The organism is Liquorilactobacillus capillatus DSM 19910 (assembly GCF_001434915.1).
Taxonomy (GTDB): domain Bacteria; phylum Bacillota; class Bacilli; order Lactobacillales; family Lactobacillaceae; genus Liquorilactobacillus; species Liquorilactobacillus capillatus.
Map to the genome: position 1 here is coordinate 59,805 of NZ_AZEF01000020.1, position 18,113 is coordinate 77,917.

The following is an 18,113-nucleotide window of genomic DNA, read 5'->3' on the forward strand; positions in this document are numbered from 1 at the left end:
TCAATAATTAGAATTAACGTATTTCCAAAAAAAGGCTAGTTGTTTTTTTAATTGGTCGAGTGAATAACTTTGCTGATAGTGCTGCCAGTGAGCGGGAAATAAACGTGTGTAACGTTTAGTGTTAAAGCGTTGATCTAGTAGAAGGAGAACACCAGTATCATTCATGCCGCGAATGACACGGCCAGCAGCTTGTAAAACATTATTAAAACCGGGTAATTGATAGGCATATTCAAAACCGCTAGCATATGTTTGTTCAAAGAATTCTTTGAGTTCTTCAGTCTCTTCATTAAAAGCTGGCAGACCAACACTAATGATTGCTACACCTGAAAGTGCATCCCCTTTGAGGTCTATCCCCTCTGCAAAACTACCGCCTAAAACTGCGAAACCAGTAACTTTTGCAAGTGGTTGACGTTTAAATGTTGCTAGAAAAGCTGCTTTGGCTTCGGGAGTCATATTAAGATCCTGGTAAATAGTTTTGATGTCCGGATTAATTTGTGAAAAGGCAGTGTAAATTTGTTTAAGAAAGGCATAGGAGGGGAGGAAAACTAAATAATTACCACTTCTAGCATGAACCATTGCGGTTAAAGCAGCAATAATTCTGCTCTCATTTTGGGCACGAAAACGGTAAGAGACATTTAATTTAGGTGTTACAAAAAGGCCAAGCTTTTTAGCTTTGAACGGTGAAGACAAAGTGTATGCCAGTACTTCATCCTGTCCTCCCAGAACATCTTGATAATAAGTGATAGGAGATAATGTAGCAGAAAATAAGATGGCGCTTTTCCCTTTAGCAAGACTTAGGTTAAGCAATGAGCTCGGGTTTAAACAAAAAATCTTAATAACTACGTTTTTTTCAACTAGAGTTAATTTCGTCCTAAAAGTTTTGTTATAAAAACTGCTGATTTTAATAAAAGTATGGACAGCTAAATAATAATCTAATAGTGATTGAAATAACGGATGTTCAGAGTTTTGTTTCAACCAAGTTTGAACTTTCAAGATAAAACGCTGGGCATACTTTAAAAATGTAGTGGGACACTTAGCCGATAGTTTAGTTAGAGCTTTAGTCGCAGATAATTCTGCTTTTGATTTAGTAAATGCTTGTTGAAAACGTTCTAAATAAGTTTGGATTTTCTTAGTAGTTTTAGCTGGAGTAGAATGCTTAAGTTTTATGAGTATATTTTTTAAAGGAGCTGAACTTATCTCAGCAGTATACATAGAACGTGAGCGTGCAACGAGATTGTGTGCTTCGTCAACTAAGAAACAATAATCTTGGGCAGAATCCTGGAAAAAACGTTGTAAATAAACAAGCGGATCAAAAAGATAATTGTAATCACCAATAACAACATCACAAAATAAACTAACATCAAGTGAAAATTCAAAAGGATCGATCATGTGTTTCTGGGCGTATTTTTTGATAATATCCGTGGAAATAAGCGTCTCATTCTGGAGAATGTCTTTAAGCGCCGGTTTTAGACGATCATAATAACCGACAAAATAGGGGTTTTTAGAATCCTCAATTTCTTTTTCTTCTGCAAAAGTTATCTTTTCTTTAGCGGTAAGTGTAATACTATGGAGTTTGAGACCCTCTTGCTGTAATAGCATAAGACTTTGTTCAGCTACTTGTCGGGTACTTTCTTTGGCGGTCAGATAGAAAATTCGAGTGGTCTTATTTTGACCAAGTGCCATGATAGCTGGAAAAAGGGTAGAAATTGTTTTACCAGTTCCCGTAGGGGCCTCAACAAAGAGTCGTTTTTGAATTGCGATAGTTTTGTAGACCGCGGCAGCAAGCTCGTGTTGCCGTGGACGGTAATCTTTGAATGGAAAGTGGAGTTTGGAGATAGAGTGATTACGTTGAACGAACATGCGCTGTTTTAAACTAGCCCATTCAGTAAAAACGGCAATCGTTTTATTAAAGAACTTATCTGCTTCTTTTTTTGTTAATATAGCATATTTGTGAGTGATTTGTTCATTGCTTGTCTGAACGTAGATTAATTCAAGCTTGATTTGTTTAAGTTTGGTATCTTTTATCAATATAGCAGCGTACATTTTTAACTGTGCCCAATAAAGATTTTGCTTTGCAAGTGAAAGGTCATCGAAGTTTAGTGCAGATGTTTTTATCTCAATAACCCGATCATAACTGCCATTGGTTTGATGAACACCATCGGCACGTCCGTTAAGTGTGTAAGTTTGTTCGCCGACTTGAACAGATGTCTGCAAGCTAAATTCAGCGCTATAGCTTTTATCCCATTTTTTTTGAAGATGACGGTGAATAATAGCTCCTTGAAGTGCGGTGTTGTCGCTACTAAAGAGTTCTCCGTGCAGATCACCGGTTTGCCAAACAAATTCAATTAATTTTCGTATTCCAAGTTCATTTTTCATTTTTTATACCCTCATTAATGGTTGTCTTAAATGACCATGTGAAATATTATAACGGAAATAAGACACTGAAACAATTTTTGAAACCAAACTATTTTGAGTAAAAAGCGAACATTTATCTACGTATAATCGCCTATTTACATTAATTATAGTCTATAGTATATTAATAAAGGATTGATTACTAAATATCCGAGCACTAATGTTCGGTAAAAAGGGAGATATAACTTTGAAGGAGAAGTTAGTATCATATTTTGAGATAGATCAGTTGGGGTCAACCGTGCGCAGAGAAGTATTAGCCGGGTTTACAACTTTTATTTCGATGGCGTATATTTTGTTTGTTAACCCGAGTGTTTTGGGAGCTTCGGGGATGGATAAAGGTGCTGTGTTTACTGCGACTGCGCTGGCAAGTGCATTAGGCTGCTTTTTGATGGGGATTTTCGCAAAATATCCAATTGCAACTGCACCCGCTTTGGGAATTAATGCTTTCTTTACATATTCAGTTTGTATTGGAATGAAGATTCCGTGGCAAACAGCTTTAGCAGGAGTCTTTGTTGCTTCAGTTATTTTTTTATTAATTACAGTTTTTAAATTACGTGAACTAATTATTGATGCGATTCCAGCTAATTTAAAGTATGCTATCTCAGCTGGAATTGGTCTTTTTATTGCTTTTATTGGTTTAGAAGATGGCGGAATAATCGTTGCTGACAAATCGACTATTGTTTCACTGGGACATTTTGCAGGGACTACTTGGTTAACCATCTTTGGATTAGTAGTTACAGCTATTTTACTGGTTAAACGTGTTCCTGGTGGGATCTTTATTGGAATGGTAGCTACGTCTATCTTAGGAATCTTAACAGGAATGATCAAACTACCGACGACGATTATTTCGGGTGCACCTAGTCTAAAACCAACTTTTTTAGTGGCACTCCAGCATGTTGGTGATATTAATACGATGCAATTATTTGTCGTTGTTTTAACCTTTCTATTAGTCACTTTCTTTGATACTGCTGGAACGTTAGTTGGGTTAGCACAGCAGGCTGGTTTTATGAAAAATAACAAGATGCCGCGTGTTGGTAAGGCGTTACTTTCTGATTCAACAGCAATGCTTGCTGGTTCATTATTAGGAACATCTCCAGTTGGTGCTTATGTTGAATCTTCAGCAGGAATTGCTGTTGGGGGGCGTTCAGGACTAACTGCTGTTACAACAGGTATTCTTTTCATTTTTGGAATATTCTTCTCACCACTTTTAGCCGTAGTGACTAGTCAGGTAACAGCACCAGCTTTGATAATTGTTGGTGTTTTGATGGCACAAAGTATGAAACATATTGAATGGGAGAAGATGGAGATCGCGATTCCTTCATTCTTGATATTGTTGGGAATGCCGTTAACATATAGTATCTCTGATGGTTTAGCCTTGGGGATTATTGCGTATCCTGTGACAATGATTGCAGCGAAGAGAGGTAAAGAAGTTCATCCGATCATGTACCTTTTATTCTTTGTCTTCTTAGGCTTCCTGTGGATTTTAAATAACTAGCAAGAGTAGAGATTTTAATTTATAGAAATATCCTATTTAGAAATAGGTAAGGAACTGACTCAAAGGTTAACATTTGAGTCAGTTCTTTTTTAATTAGAGAGATAGTATTTTGTGTAAAGTTATTTGAATTGTTCTTTAAAATATTAAAAGTACTATAATTTAAGATAAGCATAAAAAGTGTACAGTAATATATGAAATTGCTAAAATTAAGTGGTTGACTTTTACAAGTTGGATTGGGTCCGAGTAATAAGAAAGATAAGACAAATTATTGGAAGGAAGCAGGCGAGGTCAGTTTGAAGAATGTACAAAAAGAAAGACTGCAGGCGATCGGACATCATACAATGAATTTATATCAGATTGAGATGACGACGGTTAAACAGGAATCACAATTGATTGCTGAACCGTTGAAAGAATTGCCAGCTGTACGAATTAAACAGGTTATAACTAAAGTACATGTGATGGATGAAAATATTTTATTTCGAATAAAGGAAACAGTTGGTGAAAAGGAAAAAGTTGGGCTGTTAAATTTTGCCAGTCCTACTAGTCCGGGTGGAAATTTTTTAGAAGGCATCAATGCACAGGAACAAACGATTTGTCGAAATAGTTTTCTATATCCTGAACTACTTAAGTACCGAAGAAGTTATTATTTGGAGAATAGACAGAAACCACGTGAATATTATTATAATGCTAAGATGATTTTTGCAAAGCATATTAAAATAATTCATGATGAAACAGAGTTAAAACTTATCAAAGGTGAAAAATACCTGGATATTCTTAGTCTGGCAGCGCCAAATGTGAGCGCGATGAAGAAAAATGGGATGGTCATTGATTGGAATAGAGTCCATGATGACCTCACGCAAAAAATCATTCAAACTATTCGCCAGTTTAAACTAGCTGGCGATCGTATTTTGATCCTGGGCGCTTTTGGATGCGGAGCCTTTGGCAATGATCCTGTTATGGTGGCAACTATTTTTAAGGAGGTTCTTGGACGTCCCGAATTCATAGGCAGTTTTATAGATATCTATTTTGACATTTTAGCTAACCCAGTAAGCTTAGCAGCTTTTGAGGAAGTGTTCCGTTAAATAAGAAGTGTATAGATAAACGGTAGATTCTTCTGTTAGAAGCCAAAGATAGGAAGCTGGGTCAAAAGAATCTTTGGCTTAGCTTCCTACCTTTTTGATTAGGCATGAAAAAGCAGTTATCTTAACGTCGGGTTTAGCCAACAAAAGATGCTGTTTTTAGTAGACTAATTATGCAAACTTTTGGCATCAGCATCGAGCTTGGCAAAACCTGATCCAGCAGCCTGTTTAGGTTGTTTTGCGCGGTCCTCCAGAGCTTTGCGAGCCATTGCCTTACGTTCTTCTTTACTTAACTTTTTCGACATCGTCTTCGCCTCTTTCCGTTGAAATCCACACTAATGGAATTTTACTTCCATTGCTAATTGTAGTCCAAATAAGTGAAAATTAAAATAGATAAATATTAGCGATTCCATAGAAATCTAATGACCGCACGATTGACCTCGGCATTATTATGCAGTTGCGAGTGCCGGGCATTAGGCCCCTTGATCATTAATTCTTTATAAGAGGTCACATGCTTTTGTAAGAGATAAGCCAATGAACGTGCTGAAACATTCGTAACTAGACTGTCGGAATTAGAACCGTCTTCTAGATTACCATAAATATTTAAGATCTTTGTTTCAGTTGGAAAGTGCATCCGAGCACGGTAATAACTACGGTAAGCAGAGTTTTGCAGTTTTGGATTCCCCGACGAGGTAAGGTTATTTGTGTTTGGTGTATCATCGATATAAATAACACCATTGAAAGGTCCTGCAATAGGAACAAATTTTTTTAAAGTAGGTGAAGAAGCTGAACGTTCATGTAAAGCCCAGTACAGTGTTACAGGGCCGCCCATTGAGTGTGAAACTAGGTTGAATTCAGAGATGGCGTAGGCTGATTGAAGATGATTAACGATAGTATTTAACCAGCGAGCTTCAGTGGGGATCTCAGCAGTGTTGTTTTTGAAGATAACTTGAATAATAGGGTGTTTTTGTGTAAAATTCCATGTACCTTGATAGTTAACTTTACCGTCAGGTTCAACGCGCGCAATTAAAGCCTTTTTGGCTGCTCCCGCTTGTTCAGCTGCTTGAATCATATGTTCGGTTGAATTGTATACTCCACCATAACCATGAACATAAATTGTTGGGATTATCGGAGTAAAGGAGATGCTTTTGTCAGTTGTTGTCTCATTCGCAAAAAAGAGAAAGGCGAAGCCGCAAGAAACAACAGCAACAATTATTCTCGTTAGTGTAGAGAACTGTATGGGACGATGATTTTTTCTTGTCATATGCCTTGCCATTATATTACCTCACAAAACAAAAATTTAATTTCAGTTTTAAGTATACGAGCCTCAATTGATATTTAAAAGGGAGTAAACTAAATGTTTGAAATAAAAACAACAACTAAATTGGATTCTACAATTTACCGTGCCGCACTTCAGATAAGGAAAGCTGTCTTTGTTAAAGAACAAGGGGTACCAGAGGAGTTAGAGCTCGATAATGAGCAAGCCGCCTGTTACTATGTGGCGTACCAACAGGGGCAGCCTGCTGCAACAGCACGAATAATGGCTGAAAGCAATGGTGCCTGGCATATTCAAAGAGTGGCTACCTTAAAGGAATATCGGCATCAAGGTTGTGCCAAGCTGTTATTAGAGAAGATTGAGGAACAGGCACGGGCACAGGCAGTTCCCTACCTGACGCTTGGTGCACAGGATCAAGCGCAGGGATTTTACCGTGCATTAGGTTATCGAGTCGTTGGTCCATCGTTTCTTGATGCAGGAATTCCACACCATACGATGGAAAAAAGATTGACTGCTAAATAAATTATTGCATTGATCAATAAAATAGAGTATTATGAAACACATGCGATGAGTCGAGAAAGACCAGGTGATGACTAGTTCATCATTCCGCTGCGGCGGCATAGTGGTTATATTTCGATGCAGGACACAGATGCTAGCGTATTCTAGCGTGTTTACTAGTATGTATTGTGGAGTACACCTAGTTTATTTGACAATTGTCGAATACTGCAAAAGCTGTCTCTAAACTAATGTTTGGAGACAGCTTTTTTTATATCTTTCAAAGAACATCTGGAAGTGGTATATAAAGTTAGTTTTTGAGAGAAAAATATTACTGCTTGTATGGGATTACGCATTATAAACAGACTGGATTTATAAGTAATAGCCAAGGCTAAGACAGGGTATACTTAAAATTTAATAAGATTATTTAAATAATTCTACAATCATGAGTAGTGTAGCTTTATTAAGGTTAAGGAATTTGGTATTATTAAGTTATTAGTAGTGGTTGTTGGAGGAGACTTTTTATTTCTCAACAGCTAATAGTTTTTTAATATTAGTGCAGTTACTCGTTTTTGAGTATGACTGCCAATGGAGGTCAAAAGATGGTCTGGATTATTTTAATAGTAATACTGGTTATTTTAGGAATAGTATATGTTGCGGTGTATAATGGCTTGCAAACAGCAAAGGTCTACACTGAAGAGTCTTGGAGTCAGATTGATGTTCAGTTGAAACGACGTAATGATTTAATCCCTAACTTGGTTGAAACTACTAAGGGTTATGCAGCGCATGAAAAAGAGACTTTTGCCAAGGTTGTTGAGCTACGTAATCAGATGACACAGGTTCCAAATGATGACCATCAACAGAAGATGGAGGTCTCTAATCAATTAACAGGGGCATTAAAATCTATTTTTGCATTAGCTGAGAGCTATCCTGATTTAAAGGCCAATCAAGAATTTACTAAGTTGATGGAAGAATTAACTAATACTGAGAATAAAATCGCTTATTCACGTCAGTTGTTTAATTCCAGTGCTGCTAGTTTTAATCAGAAATTAATGACATTTCCTTCTAACTTTATTGCTAAGATTCATGGGATGGGTAAAGTTAATTATCTTGAAGTTCCTACAGAAGAAAAAGAAGCTCCAAAGGTTTCATTTTAGTTAACTTTTCCGTAGGAGGCGTAAAGAATGTTATTTCAGCAAATAGCAAGGAATAAACGACGAACAGTGTATGTGATGGTTGCTTTTTTCCTGTTAGTAATAGCGATTGGTGCATCACTGGGCTATGTCTTTTTTAATAGTTATGTCGCAGGGATTATTATGGCGGCAGTTATTGGTGCCTTTTATATGATAATGATGTTGTTGCGCTCAACTGACGTCGTGATGGGGATGAATAATGCACATGAAATCAAGAGTGCAGATCAGTACTCTGAATTATGGCACATTATCGAAGATATGGCACTTGTCGGAAAGGTCCCAATGCCGCGAGTCTTTATTATTGATGATGCTAGTCCCAATGCGTTTGCCACTGGTAGAGATCCGGAACATTCAGCAGTTGCAGTAACCAAGGGACTGATGATGCGTCTTAATCGTGAAGAACTTGAGGGTGTTATTGCACATGAGATCTCCCATGTACGTAATTATGATATTAGATTACAGACAACAGCACTTGCTTTAGTAGCAGTTATCTCAATGCTAGTTAATATTGGTTTCAATTCATTTTGGTGGGGTGGCGGAAGAAGACGTGACAACGAAGGCGGTAATGGTAGTAATATCATAATGTTGGCTATATCGGTGTTAATGCTTGTGCTGGGACCAGTTGCGGCTTCATTAGCACAGATGGCTTTATCACGTAACCGTGAGTTTTTAGCAGATGCTTCTGGAGTTGAACTAACTCGTAATCCGCAGGGATTGATTAGCGCACTTGAAAAGATTTCGCAGAGTGAGCCGATGAAAGCAGCGGATGCTAGTAGCTCGTCTTTATATATTTCTAATCCATTCAAAAAAGGATCATGGACACATCTTTTTGATACACATCCACCTACAGCTGAAAGAATTGCTAGGTTGCAAAGAATGTAATTATTTTTTGTAGAAATAGAGGAAATTTAATGCGAGATAATATTGTGTATGTCTATCTTGAACGAGTTTCACACCTTACATTATCATATGGCATTTCAGTAAAAAACTTTATGGCAGGAGTTGAAATGCTGCCTACTAACTTACTATCACTAGGGCCGGTTGATCCAAACCAAGAAATCGATATTTATTCAGGTTTTAATATGTATATTGGAATCGATGATGTTAGAAGCTATCTAACTGATAAACAAAATAAGAACCAGGAATGGATTGATTTTGATAATGCTTATGATATTGAAGCCTTAACACCAACTGAGGTCTCTGAACTCCTATATCTTGGGCACGCATATACACATTTAAAATCGCCTTTTTACTACAAACTGCAGAATAATTACGTATATCTAACCCTGCCTAATGGGGCAAAAAAGGTCTATTATCGAAATTTACCGCAGTTTTACAAGGTTCTAGCTAAATGTTTAACAGGACATCTTGCTGAAGTTTACCGTGAGAAGAAGAGTTTTTTGAGGTTACGGTATAAATTTATTGATTTTCCAACAGAGCTTGCTAAACAAATGTTCTCATTAATGATTAATGGGGTAGTCTTTGATTTTGGTGGAGCAAAGATTAAAGGTCAAGAAGCGAAAGTACCTATTTTAATAGCACCAGATTCAGTCTACCAATTAAAATGGCATGAACCAACAATGCTTGTTGAAAAATCTAAAGTTGTTGGTAATTTAAAGTATCATCTAAATACTAGAATGTGGGAGCTTGAAGTGCTCTCACCGCAAGCATTTGAGGATACTTTGGATTTCTAAGCTTCTTAGTTAGAGGTTAAAGGATATGAGATGGAGAATTATACTTATGGCATAGGTTGTTGTTGTCAATGAGTCGAAAACTGACAGCAATAGTGATGGTGTAATTATCCAGCTCATATTTATTTTGTTTTAAAGTGTTATCCAATTTTGTGATACAATAACAAGGGATTAAATATCGGTGGAGATTATGAGGTACTCATAGTTAGATAATAAGAAATAGATGCTGGACATTTTTTTAGCATGATTTAAGTTCAGGCATTATTGTTTTTCGCTGATGTGAAGAAAGGAAGATAGTCACATGAAGATGCGATTAGCAGAGATTGCGAAAGCACTACAAGTGCAGTCGATCGATGAATGGGAGAAAATAATTGTCACAAGCGTATCATTTGATACACGGACACTGAAACCAGGTGCACTTTTTATTCCTCTTGTGGGTAAGCAAGATGGACATAATTATATTGCCAAAGCAGTAGAGAAAGGTGCAGTGGCGTCCTTGTGGCAAGAGGACCATGATAGATTGCCAGAGAACAGCAGTGCGTTTCCTCTGCTGGACGTTGAAAATAGCTTGCAAGCTTTACAGGATTTAGCTGGTTATTATCTTCATAAGATAAATCCGAAGGTTGTTGCGGTAACGGGCAGTAATGGCAAAACAACGACTAAAGATATGATTGCAGCGATTCTTAAGACACAGTTTAATGTCCGAAAAACACAGGCTAACTTTAATAACCACATTGGAGTTCCGATGACAATTCTGGGAATGGAGCCTAATACAGAAGCGCTTGTTGTGGAGATGGGAATGGATCATTTTGGAGAATTGGATAAACTGAGCCGGCTTGTTGAACCAGATGTTGCAGTTATTACGATGATCGGTGAAGCACATATCGAGTTCTTTGGAACGAGAGATAAAATAGCTGATGCTAAGATGGAAATTACACATGGTCTTAAAGAAGACGGTATTTTAGTTTATAATGGAGATGAGCCTTTGTTGCGGCAGCGGGTAAAAGCAATTGAGCAACCTGCGTATACTTTTGGCAGCGAGGCTAAAAATGATGTACAAGCTTTAAATATTGTCGGTGATGAGAGTAGTACAAGTTTTAGGGTTAAAAATTGGCCTGATTATAATTTTATCATTCATATTTTAGGGACTTATAATGTTGGTAATGCATTAGCCGCCTTAAGTGTAGGAGATCATTTTAGAATACCGGTTGAAAAAATGGTAACTGCGCTCGCAAACTTTGATTTAACGCAAAATCGTACGCAGTGGGTTCAGGGGAACCAAGGTGAAAAAATTTTAAGTGATGTTTATAATTCCAACCCAACTGCTGCCAAAATGGTATTGCAAGCTTTCTTAAGAGTTAAAACGAGGGGACAACGGTATGTTGTTTTAGGTGATATGCTGGAGTTAGGTAGGTTGTCTAATCAGTTACATGCGGAACTAGCTGATGTTTTGGATCCTGAAAAGATAGCTGCAGTCTTTTTATGCGGAAATAAAGTTGCAGCTTTAGCTGCGAATTTGACTGATAAGTTTTCGGATACAAGGGTTCATTTATACCCAGCAGATCATAAAGAACAGTTAATCCATGAATTAAAAGAAAGTATTACTGCTGATGATATTGTTATGCTAAAGGGAAGTCATGGAATCCATTTAGAAAAGGTCTTAGAGGCTTTAAGAAAATAGTTTTATTGATTATAGAGATAATTTAGGAGGAATTTTTTTTTGAAATTTACAGAATTAGGTCTTTCAGATAATTTACTGAAAGCTATAAAACGAAGCGGTTTCGAGGAAGCTACACCAATTCAAGCTGAAACGATTCCATTAGTTTTAAAGGGTAATGATGTTATTGGACAGGCACAAACAGGGACAGGGAAAACAGCAGCCTTTGGATTGCCGGTCTTGCAGCATATTGACCCTAAAGAAAAGTCAATTCAAGCCATTGTTATTTCACCAACACGTGAGCTTGCTATTCAAACCCAAGAAGAATTGTTCAGACTGGGAAAAGATCAACGCGCAAAAGTGCAAGTCGTTTATGGTGGAGCAGACATTCGTCGTCAGATTAATGCTTTAAAACGTGCACCACAAGTTTTGGTGGGGACTCCAGGACGGTTGCTTGACCATATTCGTCGTCGCACGGTTAGTTTAAAAAATGTTAAAACAGTTATTTTAGACGAAGCAGATGAAATGCTGGATATGGGTTTTGTTGATGATATTGAAAGTATCATTCATGAGACACCAGCTAAACGTCAAACATTGCTTTTCTCGGCAACGATGCCACCAGCGATATTGAAGATTGGCGAGAAATTCATGACAGATCCTAAGGTTGTAAAAATTAAGGCTAAAGAGTTAACAACAGACTTAGTTGATCAATTTTATGTACGTGCACGCGATTTTGAAAAGTTCGATACTATGACACGTATTCTGGATGTTCAGGCACCTGAACTAACGATTGTTTTTGGTAGAACCAAACGGCGTGTTGATGAGTTGTCCAAAGGCTTAGAAGCTCGTGGCTATAATGCTAAGGGAATTCATGGTGACTTATCTCAGCAACGCAGAATGAGTATTCTACGACAATTTAAAGCTGGAAAACTTGATATCTTGGTAGCAACGGATGTCGCGGCCCGTGGGTTGGATATTTCGGGTGTAACGCATGTTTATAACTATGATATCCCTCAGGATCCAGAAAGTTATGTTCATCGTATTGGACGGACGGGACGTGCAGGACACCATGGTGTTTCAGTGACCTTTGTTACACCAAATGAGATGGATTATTTACGTGTGATTGAAAAGTTGACTAAGAAACGAATGAGTTCACTTAAGCCACCAACAGAGCGTGAAGCTTTTATCGGTCAGATCTCATCAGCTGTAGATAATATTGAAGATTTAGTCAAAAAGACAGATACTTCAATGTTTGCTAAAAAAGCTGAAGAGTTATTAAAAGAATACGAAGCTGTTGATCTTGTCTCTGCACTTTTAAATGAGATGACTAAAGATGCTGCTAATGAAGTTCCGGTGAAAATAACACCTGAACGACCTTTACCACGTCGAAAGTCTAAGCATTTCAATCATGGTGGTGGACGATACAACAAGAAGAGTTATTCACATAAGGATAACAATAATAACCACAAAGGTAAAAAAGAAAAGAACCGTGATAAATTTAACCGCCGTCAGAAGAGCAAGCGTAAATATACTATTCGTTCTAAAAATAACTAGAGCTAGTTACTTCTGTAAAGTAGTATAAAGAGCAGTTAAATTGCAAATATAATAAATAGAAGAAGTTGAAGAGGAGTGAATTCAGCTTCTTTTTTAATATGTTTGAATATGGTAGGATAATAAATAGATTTGCCAAAATTATTTTAGAATTAAATGAGTTCTTAGTTTTTCTTGAAAAAGAAATTATGGAGGCTGACTGGTCGTGATTTATGGAATTGGGGTCGATATCACGGATATCGCAAGAGTTGAAAAAGCTTGGAAGAGACATCAGAGTTTTGTTAAAATGATTCTAACAGAAAATGAACAAAAGTTTTTTGAAAGGTTAAGCTACCGACGTAAGAACGAATTCTTGGCGGGTCGTTTTTCAGCAAAAGAATCATATAGTAAAGCGTTGGGGACTGGTATTGGCAAGCAAGCTACTTTCCATGAAATTGAAATATTAAATAATGAAGAGACGGGGAAGCCCAAACTAACAATGCATCCGGCTGATAATTTATTGGGACATATCTCAATATCACATACAGCAGAATTAGTGATGACAGAAGTTATTTTAGAATATAAACCAGAGATGAGAGAAGATGCTGAAAATGGTTGAGGGAAATCATCGTAATACTGAAGCAGTTATTAATCTTAGAATGATTGAGAATAATGTTAAGGCTGAACGAAAAAGAATGGATAAGCAGCAAAAACTTTTTGCGGTGGTTAAGGCTAATGCGTACGGTCATGGCATTATCCCAGTCGCACATGCGGCAAAAAAAGCTGGGGCCAATGGCTTTTGTGTGGCGATTGTTGATGAAGCGCTCGTTTTGCGGCAAGCAGGGATAACTGACACGATCCTAATTTTAGGAGTTACACCAGCAGATCAGGCAGGCGTATTGGCTGAAAAGAAAATCTCAGTTGCAGTAGGAGAAGTCCAATATTTACATGATGCACTTGATTATTTAAAAACAACTAAAGGAAAATTGCGAGTACACCTAGCATTGGATACAGGTATGGGTCGAATCGGTTTTAGGAGTAAGGAAGAACTTAAAAAAGCAGTTACATTTATTATAAGCCAAAAAGAATGTTTTATTTTTGAAGGGATCTTTACTCATTTTGCGACGGCTGATTCAGCAGATGATAGTTACTATAAAAAGCAACTTACTAATTTTAAGGAACTGATGTCGATTGTTAAAAATAAACCTCCTTTTGTACATGTAGCTAACTCTGCGGCGGCATTATGGCATCGTGAATGCGGTGGTAATGCTGTTCGTTTTGGAATTGCGATGTACGGTTTAAATCCCTCAGGATCAGAACTTAAGCTACCTAAAGAGTTTACCGCAGCTTTATCGTTAAAAAGTGAAATAGTAGCTATTAAGGAGATCTCAGCGGGAGATTCTGTGGGGTATGGAAAGACATATACTGCAACCAAACCTGAATGGATAGCAACAGTTCCTATTGGATATGCGGATGGTTGGCCAAGAAGAATGCAAGGATTTAAGGTGCTGATTGATGGTTATTACTGTGAAATCGTGGGGCGTGTATGTATGGATCAGATTATGGTCAAAGTACCTGAGGCATTTAAGCTAGGGACAACTGTAACCCTAATTGGTGAGGATCATGGTAAAAGTATTACAGCACAAGATGTGGCTGATTATGCGCAGACGATTCACTATGAAGTTCTCTGTGGAATTTCACAGAGAGTTCAGCGGAAATATATTTAAGGATATTCTTTTTTAAGAGAATGTGTTATCATATATTACTAGCATGAGCTTGTGGAGGCTGCCAGAGATGACTTATCATTTGAAAAATGTAATAGATGATTTAATTATTGATAATAATGAACGTAAGGCTCTTTATTGCGAATTCTATGCAATTGACCAACGTGAACTGGAAGAAGATAAAGTAGTTGCGGAATATGTCGAAAATCATCATCAGATTCTAGATGCATTGATTGCCGGGTATAAAGAAATGGGACCACTGAACAAAAAAATCTGTGATGAACTTGTGGGTTGTGAATGCGAAACGGAGTTTGAAAAGAAAAGATAGAGGTTTTATATGACAACTGAAGATGTTAAACGAGGAGATATTTTTTATGCCGATTTATCACCAGTTGTGGGCTCAGAACAAGGAGGTATGCGACCTGTTCTGATTATTCAAAATAATATTGGAAATCGGTATAGTCCAACTGTGATTGTAGCAGCGATTACAGCTAAGATTCAAAAGCCTAAAATGCCAACACATGTTGGGCTAGCGGCAACTAAGACGGGAATTGAAAAGGATTCCGTTGTTTTGCTTGAGCAAGTACGAACGATCGATAAACAAAGATTGAAAGACAAAGTAACACATATTGATGAACAAGGTATGAATGAGATTAATCATGCATTAAGAGTCAGTCTAGGACTGGCTAGTATACATAAATAAAGTATTAGTAGGAAAAGTTTGGCGCCACGGGCTTAATATTTGTTTATAGATGCTGTGCAAAAAGTACCCGGCAGCAATTAAAGTTATCTAAAAAAGATAAACTAAGTCATATATTTGGCTTAGTTTATCTTTTTTACTAGGTAATTTATATACAAGCGTAGCACATTTATAGCTTATCATCAGTGGATAAGTTACTTAGAAAAAACTGTTTTCTTCTATAATCAGGCTCTTAAGTTTTCAATCTCAGGGACTTTAAAGTTCTTACGTTCTAAATTAGCTACAATTTTATCAAGTTTCTGTTCACTGACACCTGCGGGAAGTGTGAATAAACTTCGTCTAACTAATTCTGTTGCTTTAACATCTAAAGTAATACAACTAGCAATAGAGGTATATTTAGTTATAATTTTAGCCATTTCAACTAAATCACCACGATCACCGGAAGAGACAACGGTCAAAACGTAACTACCGATTTCAACATTCCATGATTGTGAAAGCATATTTAGCAAGCTTGAATGCGTTAAGATGCCATAGAAAAAGTTATGTTCATCTAGGACAGTGATGTATGGGAGATCCTTGATTGAAAAGAAAATATTAAAAAAGGCTGAGTCTAAAGTGATAAACTTAGTTGCATTTTTTAAAAGATAGGTAACAGGAAGCGACATATCACCACCACGAGATTTATGGCGGTAAATATGCATTTTATAAATGTTCCCTCTAAAAATTTGACCGGTTTTATCTAAAATGGGAACGCAACGGTAACCAGATTCTTCAAGAACAGTTAAAGCTTGTTCTAATGTTATATCTTCACGGACCGTTGTTAAATCCTTTTTGGGTTTGATAAGTGTTTTGAATAACAAGATGGTATCCTCCGTTTAATTAAATTATTCTCATATTATCTTATCATAAAAAAAAGGTATTTAATAATAAAAGCATAAATTTAATAAATTGTTCATTAAATAAAATAATTTAAACTTAATTTAGCCTAAAAAAAACTGAGACATAAATGCCTCAGTTTCCGTTACTTACAGTTTAATTAAGCATTCTTTCAAGATTCTTTAAGCCGTCATTAAGAACTTTTTTCAAAGTTGCAGCAGAATCTGTCATCTTTTTAGCTTCTTCATCGTTCAAAGGTACTTCAAGGATCTTTTCAAGTCCGTTGCCATTAACAACAGCAGGTGTACCAATGTAGATATCGTTTAAGCCGTATTGACCTTCCATATATGCAGAAACAGGTAAAACAGCATCTTCATCACGTAAGATAGCTTTAGAAATACGTGCTAAGGCAGTTGCAACACCGTAGAAAGTTGCACCCTTCTTACTAATGATCTCATAAGCTTTATTCCGAACATCATCTTCAAGTTTATCCAATTGGTCTTTAGAAACGTTGTTTTTCTTAGCCCAATCTAAGACAGGAAGACCACCAACTGTTGCAGCAGAGAATGCAGCAAATTCTGAATCACCATGTTCACCCATGATATAAGCATGGACTGAACGAGGATCCTGAATACCCATCAATTCTCCAAGAGCAACACGAAGACGTGAAGTATCTAATGATGTACCAGAACCGATAACCTTGTCCTTAGGGAAACCAGAGAATTTCCATGTTGCATATGTTAAGATATCAACAGGGTTAGCAGCTACAAGGAAAATACCATCAAAGCCAGAATCAACAATTGGTTTAACAATACTTGATAAGATCTTAAGGTTCTTGTTAACCAAATCAAGACGAGTTTCACCAGGCTTTTGAGGAGCACCAGCTGTAATAACAACTAAGTTTGCATCTTTGCAATCTGAGTATTCAGCTGAGTAGATTCTCTTTGGATAAGATAATGCAGTTGCATCAGCTAAGTCCAGAGCATCTCCTTCTGTTCTTTCTTTAACAACGTCAACGATTCCAAATTCTTCAGCAACACCTTGAAGAGCCATTGCATAAGCATAACTAGAACCAACGGCACCGTCGCCGACTAAAATAACTTTTTGATGATTTCGTGTTTTTGACACAGTAATTCATCCTTTCATAGTGAACTATTTAACACAGTGATAGTATAACACGTTTTTCAGAAAAATGTGTAGCAGTTTTCAAACAATTTTTCCAGTCTTTAAGTGAATGTATGCTATACTATTAGAAAAATATGTTAGCTACTTTTAAGGGTAAACGTAAAATGTTTAGCCCGCTTTTTCGTGCTTTTATTTCATTTATTAAAAAAGCAGCTGAGTGATTTGTGAACCTGTTTACATTAAATTTTTCATAAAATAAGTAGGACTTTTTTTGGAGGAGTAGAGAATGAAACTAATCGTTGGGTTAGGTAATATTGGTAAAAAATATGAAGGAACAAAGCATAATGTTGGCTTTATGACAATAGACGAGTTTGCAAAACAGAATAATGTAGCCTTTACTAAGACAAAATGTGAAGCAGCAATTGCTGAGCTATTTCTTAACGGTGAGAAGATTCTGCTAGCTAAACCGTCAACTTACATGAATGAATCTGGACGTAGTGTTGGACCGTTACTTGATTACTTCGGGATAGATGTAGCAGATTTTATCGTTATTCATGATGACATGGATCTGCCAGTCGGACAGTTACGATTACGACAACGGGGGTCAGCAGGTGGACATAATGGAATAAAAAGTATTATCGCTCACCTAGGGACGGAGAAATTTAAACGGATTCGTATTGGAATAGATCATCCTCAAAAGCAGAGTGTTGTAGATTGGGTGCTTACAAGATTTGCAGCCCAGCAAGAAGAGCAGTTGGAGGACGGGATTATTCATGCAACAGCGGCATTAGACAATTGGCTTGCTGAAAATGATTTTGCAAAGACGATGAATAAATATAATCGTAAGTAAACCTCGTGAT

General features: G+C 37.0%; 18 protein-coding genes. 13 read left to right on the forward strand and 5 right to left on the reverse strand.

Annotation, left to right across the window (positions count from 1 at the left end):
* A complete protein-coding gene (locus tag FC81_RS04785) occupies positions 1–2,376 on the reverse strand; it encodes a helicase C-terminal domain-containing protein (protein ID WP_057743593.1) in 2,376 nt (791 codons plus the stop codon).
* Positions 2,377–2,599: 223 nt separating this feature from the next.
* Here FC81_RS04785 and FC81_RS04790 point away from each other — a divergent pair, with 223 nt between their 5' ends.
* Both FC81_RS04790 and FC81_RS04795 read left to right on the forward strand, forming a co-directional pair.
* Positions 2,600–3,907 (forward strand): NCS2 family permease, encoded by a 1,308-nt coding sequence (locus FC81_RS04790; protein ID WP_057743596.1) that lies wholly within the window; start codon positions 2,600–2,602, stop codon positions 3,905–3,907.
* A 293-nt stretch (positions 3,908–4,200) separates the two neighbouring features.
* Positions 4,201–4,989, forward strand: a complete 789-nt coding sequence (locus FC81_RS04795; protein WP_235804632.1) for a TIGR02452 family protein — start codon at positions 4,201–4,203, stop codon at positions 4,987–4,989.
* Positions 4,990–5,153: 164 nt separating this feature from the next.
* On the opposite strand, the gene FC81_RS11040 is transcribed toward FC81_RS04795, so the two are convergent.
* Positions 5,154–5,291: a hypothetical protein gene (locus FC81_RS11040; RefSeq protein ID WP_164477447.1), complete on the reverse strand. Its 138-nt coding sequence runs from the start codon at positions 5,289–5,291 to the stop codon at positions 5,154–5,156.
* A gap of 95 nt (positions 5,292–5,386) precedes the next feature.
* The gene (locus tag FC81_RS04800; protein ID WP_057743599.1) at positions 5,387–6,262 is read right to left on the reverse strand and encodes an alpha/beta hydrolase; all 876 of its coding nucleotides are present in this window, start codon (positions 6,260–6,262) and stop codon (positions 5,387–5,389) included.
* Between the two features lie 81 nt (positions 6,263–6,343).
* On the opposite strand from FC81_RS04800, the gene FC81_RS04805 reads away from it, so the two are divergent.
* The 10 genes from FC81_RS04805 (at position 6,344) to FC81_RS04850 (ending at position 15,255) form a co-directional block, all read left to right on the forward strand.
* Positions 6,344–6,784 (forward strand): GNAT family N-acetyltransferase, encoded by a 441-nt coding sequence (locus FC81_RS04805; RefSeq protein WP_057743602.1) that lies wholly within the window; start codon positions 6,344–6,346, stop codon positions 6,782–6,784.
* A gap of 575 nt (positions 6,785–7,359) precedes the next feature.
* Positions 7,360–7,914 (forward strand): LemA family protein, encoded by a 555-nt coding sequence (locus FC81_RS04810; protein WP_057743605.1) that lies wholly within the window; start codon positions 7,360–7,362, stop codon positions 7,912–7,914.
* Positions 7,915–7,941: 27 nt separating this feature from the next.
* Positions 7,942–8,832, forward strand: coding sequence for a zinc metalloprotease HtpX (gene htpX, locus FC81_RS04815; RefSeq protein ID WP_057743608.1), 891 nt, complete (start codon positions 7,942–7,944; stop codon positions 8,830–8,832).
* 29 nt (positions 8,833–8,861) lie between these two features.
* Positions 8,862–9,644, forward strand: a complete 783-nt coding sequence (locus FC81_RS04820; protein WP_057743611.1) for a hypothetical protein — start codon at positions 8,862–8,864, stop codon at positions 9,642–9,644.
* A 298-nt stretch (positions 9,645–9,942) separates the two neighbouring features.
* The gene (locus FC81_RS04825; RefSeq protein WP_057743614.1) at positions 9,943–11,322 is read left to right on the forward strand and encodes a UDP-N-acetylmuramoyl-tripeptide--D-alanyl-D-alanine ligase; all 1,380 of its coding nucleotides are present in this window, start codon (positions 9,943–9,945) and stop codon (positions 11,320–11,322) included.
* Between the two features lie 39 nt (positions 11,323–11,361).
* Entirely contained in the window at positions 11,362–12,852 is a 1,491-nt protein-coding gene (gene cshA, locus FC81_RS04830) for a degradosome RNA helicase CshA (protein ID WP_057743617.1), read from the forward strand.
* Positions 12,853–13,054: 202 nt separating this feature from the next.
* Positions 13,055–13,447 (forward strand): holo-ACP synthase, encoded by a 393-nt coding sequence (acpS, locus tag FC81_RS04835; RefSeq protein WP_057743619.1) that lies wholly within the window; start codon positions 13,055–13,057, stop codon positions 13,445–13,447.
* A complete protein-coding gene (alr, locus tag FC81_RS04840; RefSeq protein WP_057743621.1) occupies positions 13,440–14,555 on the forward strand; it encodes an alanine racemase in 1,116 nt (371 codons plus the stop codon). Before acpS ends, alr begins: the two co-directional genes overlap by 8 nt.
* A gap of 67 nt (positions 14,556–14,622) precedes the next feature.
* Positions 14,623–14,880, forward strand: coding sequence for a hypothetical protein (locus FC81_RS04845; protein ID WP_057743623.1), 258 nt, complete (start codon positions 14,623–14,625; stop codon positions 14,878–14,880).
* 9 nt (positions 14,881–14,889) lie between these two features.
* The gene (locus FC81_RS04850) at positions 14,890–15,255 is read left to right on the forward strand and encodes a type II toxin-antitoxin system PemK/MazF family toxin (protein ID WP_057743625.1); all 366 of its coding nucleotides are present in this window, start codon (positions 14,890–14,892) and stop codon (positions 15,253–15,255) included.
* A 221-nt stretch (positions 15,256–15,476) separates the two neighbouring features.
* Here the strand turns inward: FC81_RS04850 and cbpA are convergent, their stop codons facing one another.
* Positions 15,477–16,112: a cyclic di-AMP binding protein CbpA gene (cbpA, locus tag FC81_RS04855; RefSeq protein ID WP_057743628.1), complete on the reverse strand. Its 636-nt coding sequence runs from the start codon at positions 16,110–16,112 to the stop codon at positions 15,477–15,479.
* Between the two features lie 172 nt (positions 16,113–16,284).
* On the reverse strand, positions 16,285–17,256 hold the full coding sequence (locus FC81_RS04860) for an L-lactate dehydrogenase (protein ID WP_057743631.1): 972 nt from the start codon (positions 17,254–17,256) through the stop codon (positions 16,285–16,287).
* A gap of 283 nt (positions 17,257–17,539) precedes the next feature.
* Between FC81_RS04860 and pth the strand changes: the two genes are divergently transcribed.
* Positions 17,540–18,103 (forward strand): aminoacyl-tRNA hydrolase, encoded by a 564-nt coding sequence (gene pth / locus FC81_RS04865; protein WP_057743634.1) that lies wholly within the window; start codon positions 17,540–17,542, stop codon positions 18,101–18,103.
* Positions 18,104–18,113 lie beyond the last annotated feature (10 nt).

Bases quoted from the DNA above. Each gene is read 5' to 3' on its own strand.
- FC81_RS04785 (WP_057743593.1), bottom strand. From the start codon at position 2,376: ATGAAAAATGAACTTGGAATACGAAAATTAATTGAATTTGTTTGGCAA.
- FC81_RS11040 (WP_164477447.1), bottom strand. From the start codon at position 5,291: ATGTCGAAAAAGTTAAGTAAAGAAGAACGTAAGGCAATGGCTCGCAAA.
- FC81_RS04800 (WP_057743599.1), bottom strand. From the start codon at position 6,262: ATGGCAAGGCATATGACAAGAAAAAATCATCGTCCCATACAGTTCTCT.
- FC81_RS04805 (WP_057743602.1), top strand. From the start codon at position 6,344: ATGTTTGAAATAAAAACAACAACTAAATTGGATTCTACAATTTACCGT.
- FC81_RS04810 (WP_057743605.1), top strand. From the start codon at position 7,360: ATGGTCTGGATTATTTTAATAGTAATACTGGTTATTTTAGGAATAGTA.
- htpX (WP_057743608.1), top strand. From the start codon at position 7,942: ATGTTATTTCAGCAAATAGCAAGGAATAAACGACGAACAGTGTATGTG.
- FC81_RS04820 (WP_057743611.1), top strand. From the start codon at position 8,862: ATGCGAGATAATATTGTGTATGTCTATCTTGAACGAGTTTCACACCTT.
- FC81_RS04825 (WP_057743614.1), top strand. From the start codon at position 9,943: ATGAAGATGCGATTAGCAGAGATTGCGAAAGCACTACAAGTGCAGTCG.
- alr (WP_057743621.1), top strand. From the start codon at position 13,440: ATGGTTGAGGGAAATCATCGTAATACTGAAGCAGTTATTAATCTTAGA.
- FC81_RS04845 (WP_057743623.1), top strand. From the start codon at position 14,623: ATGACTTATCATTTGAAAAATGTAATAGATGATTTAATTATTGATAAT.
- FC81_RS04850 (WP_057743625.1), top strand. From the start codon at position 14,890: ATGACAACTGAAGATGTTAAACGAGGAGATATTTTTTATGCCGATTTA.
- pth (WP_057743634.1), top strand. From the start codon at position 17,540: ATGAAACTAATCGTTGGGTTAGGTAATATTGGTAAAAAATATGAAGGA.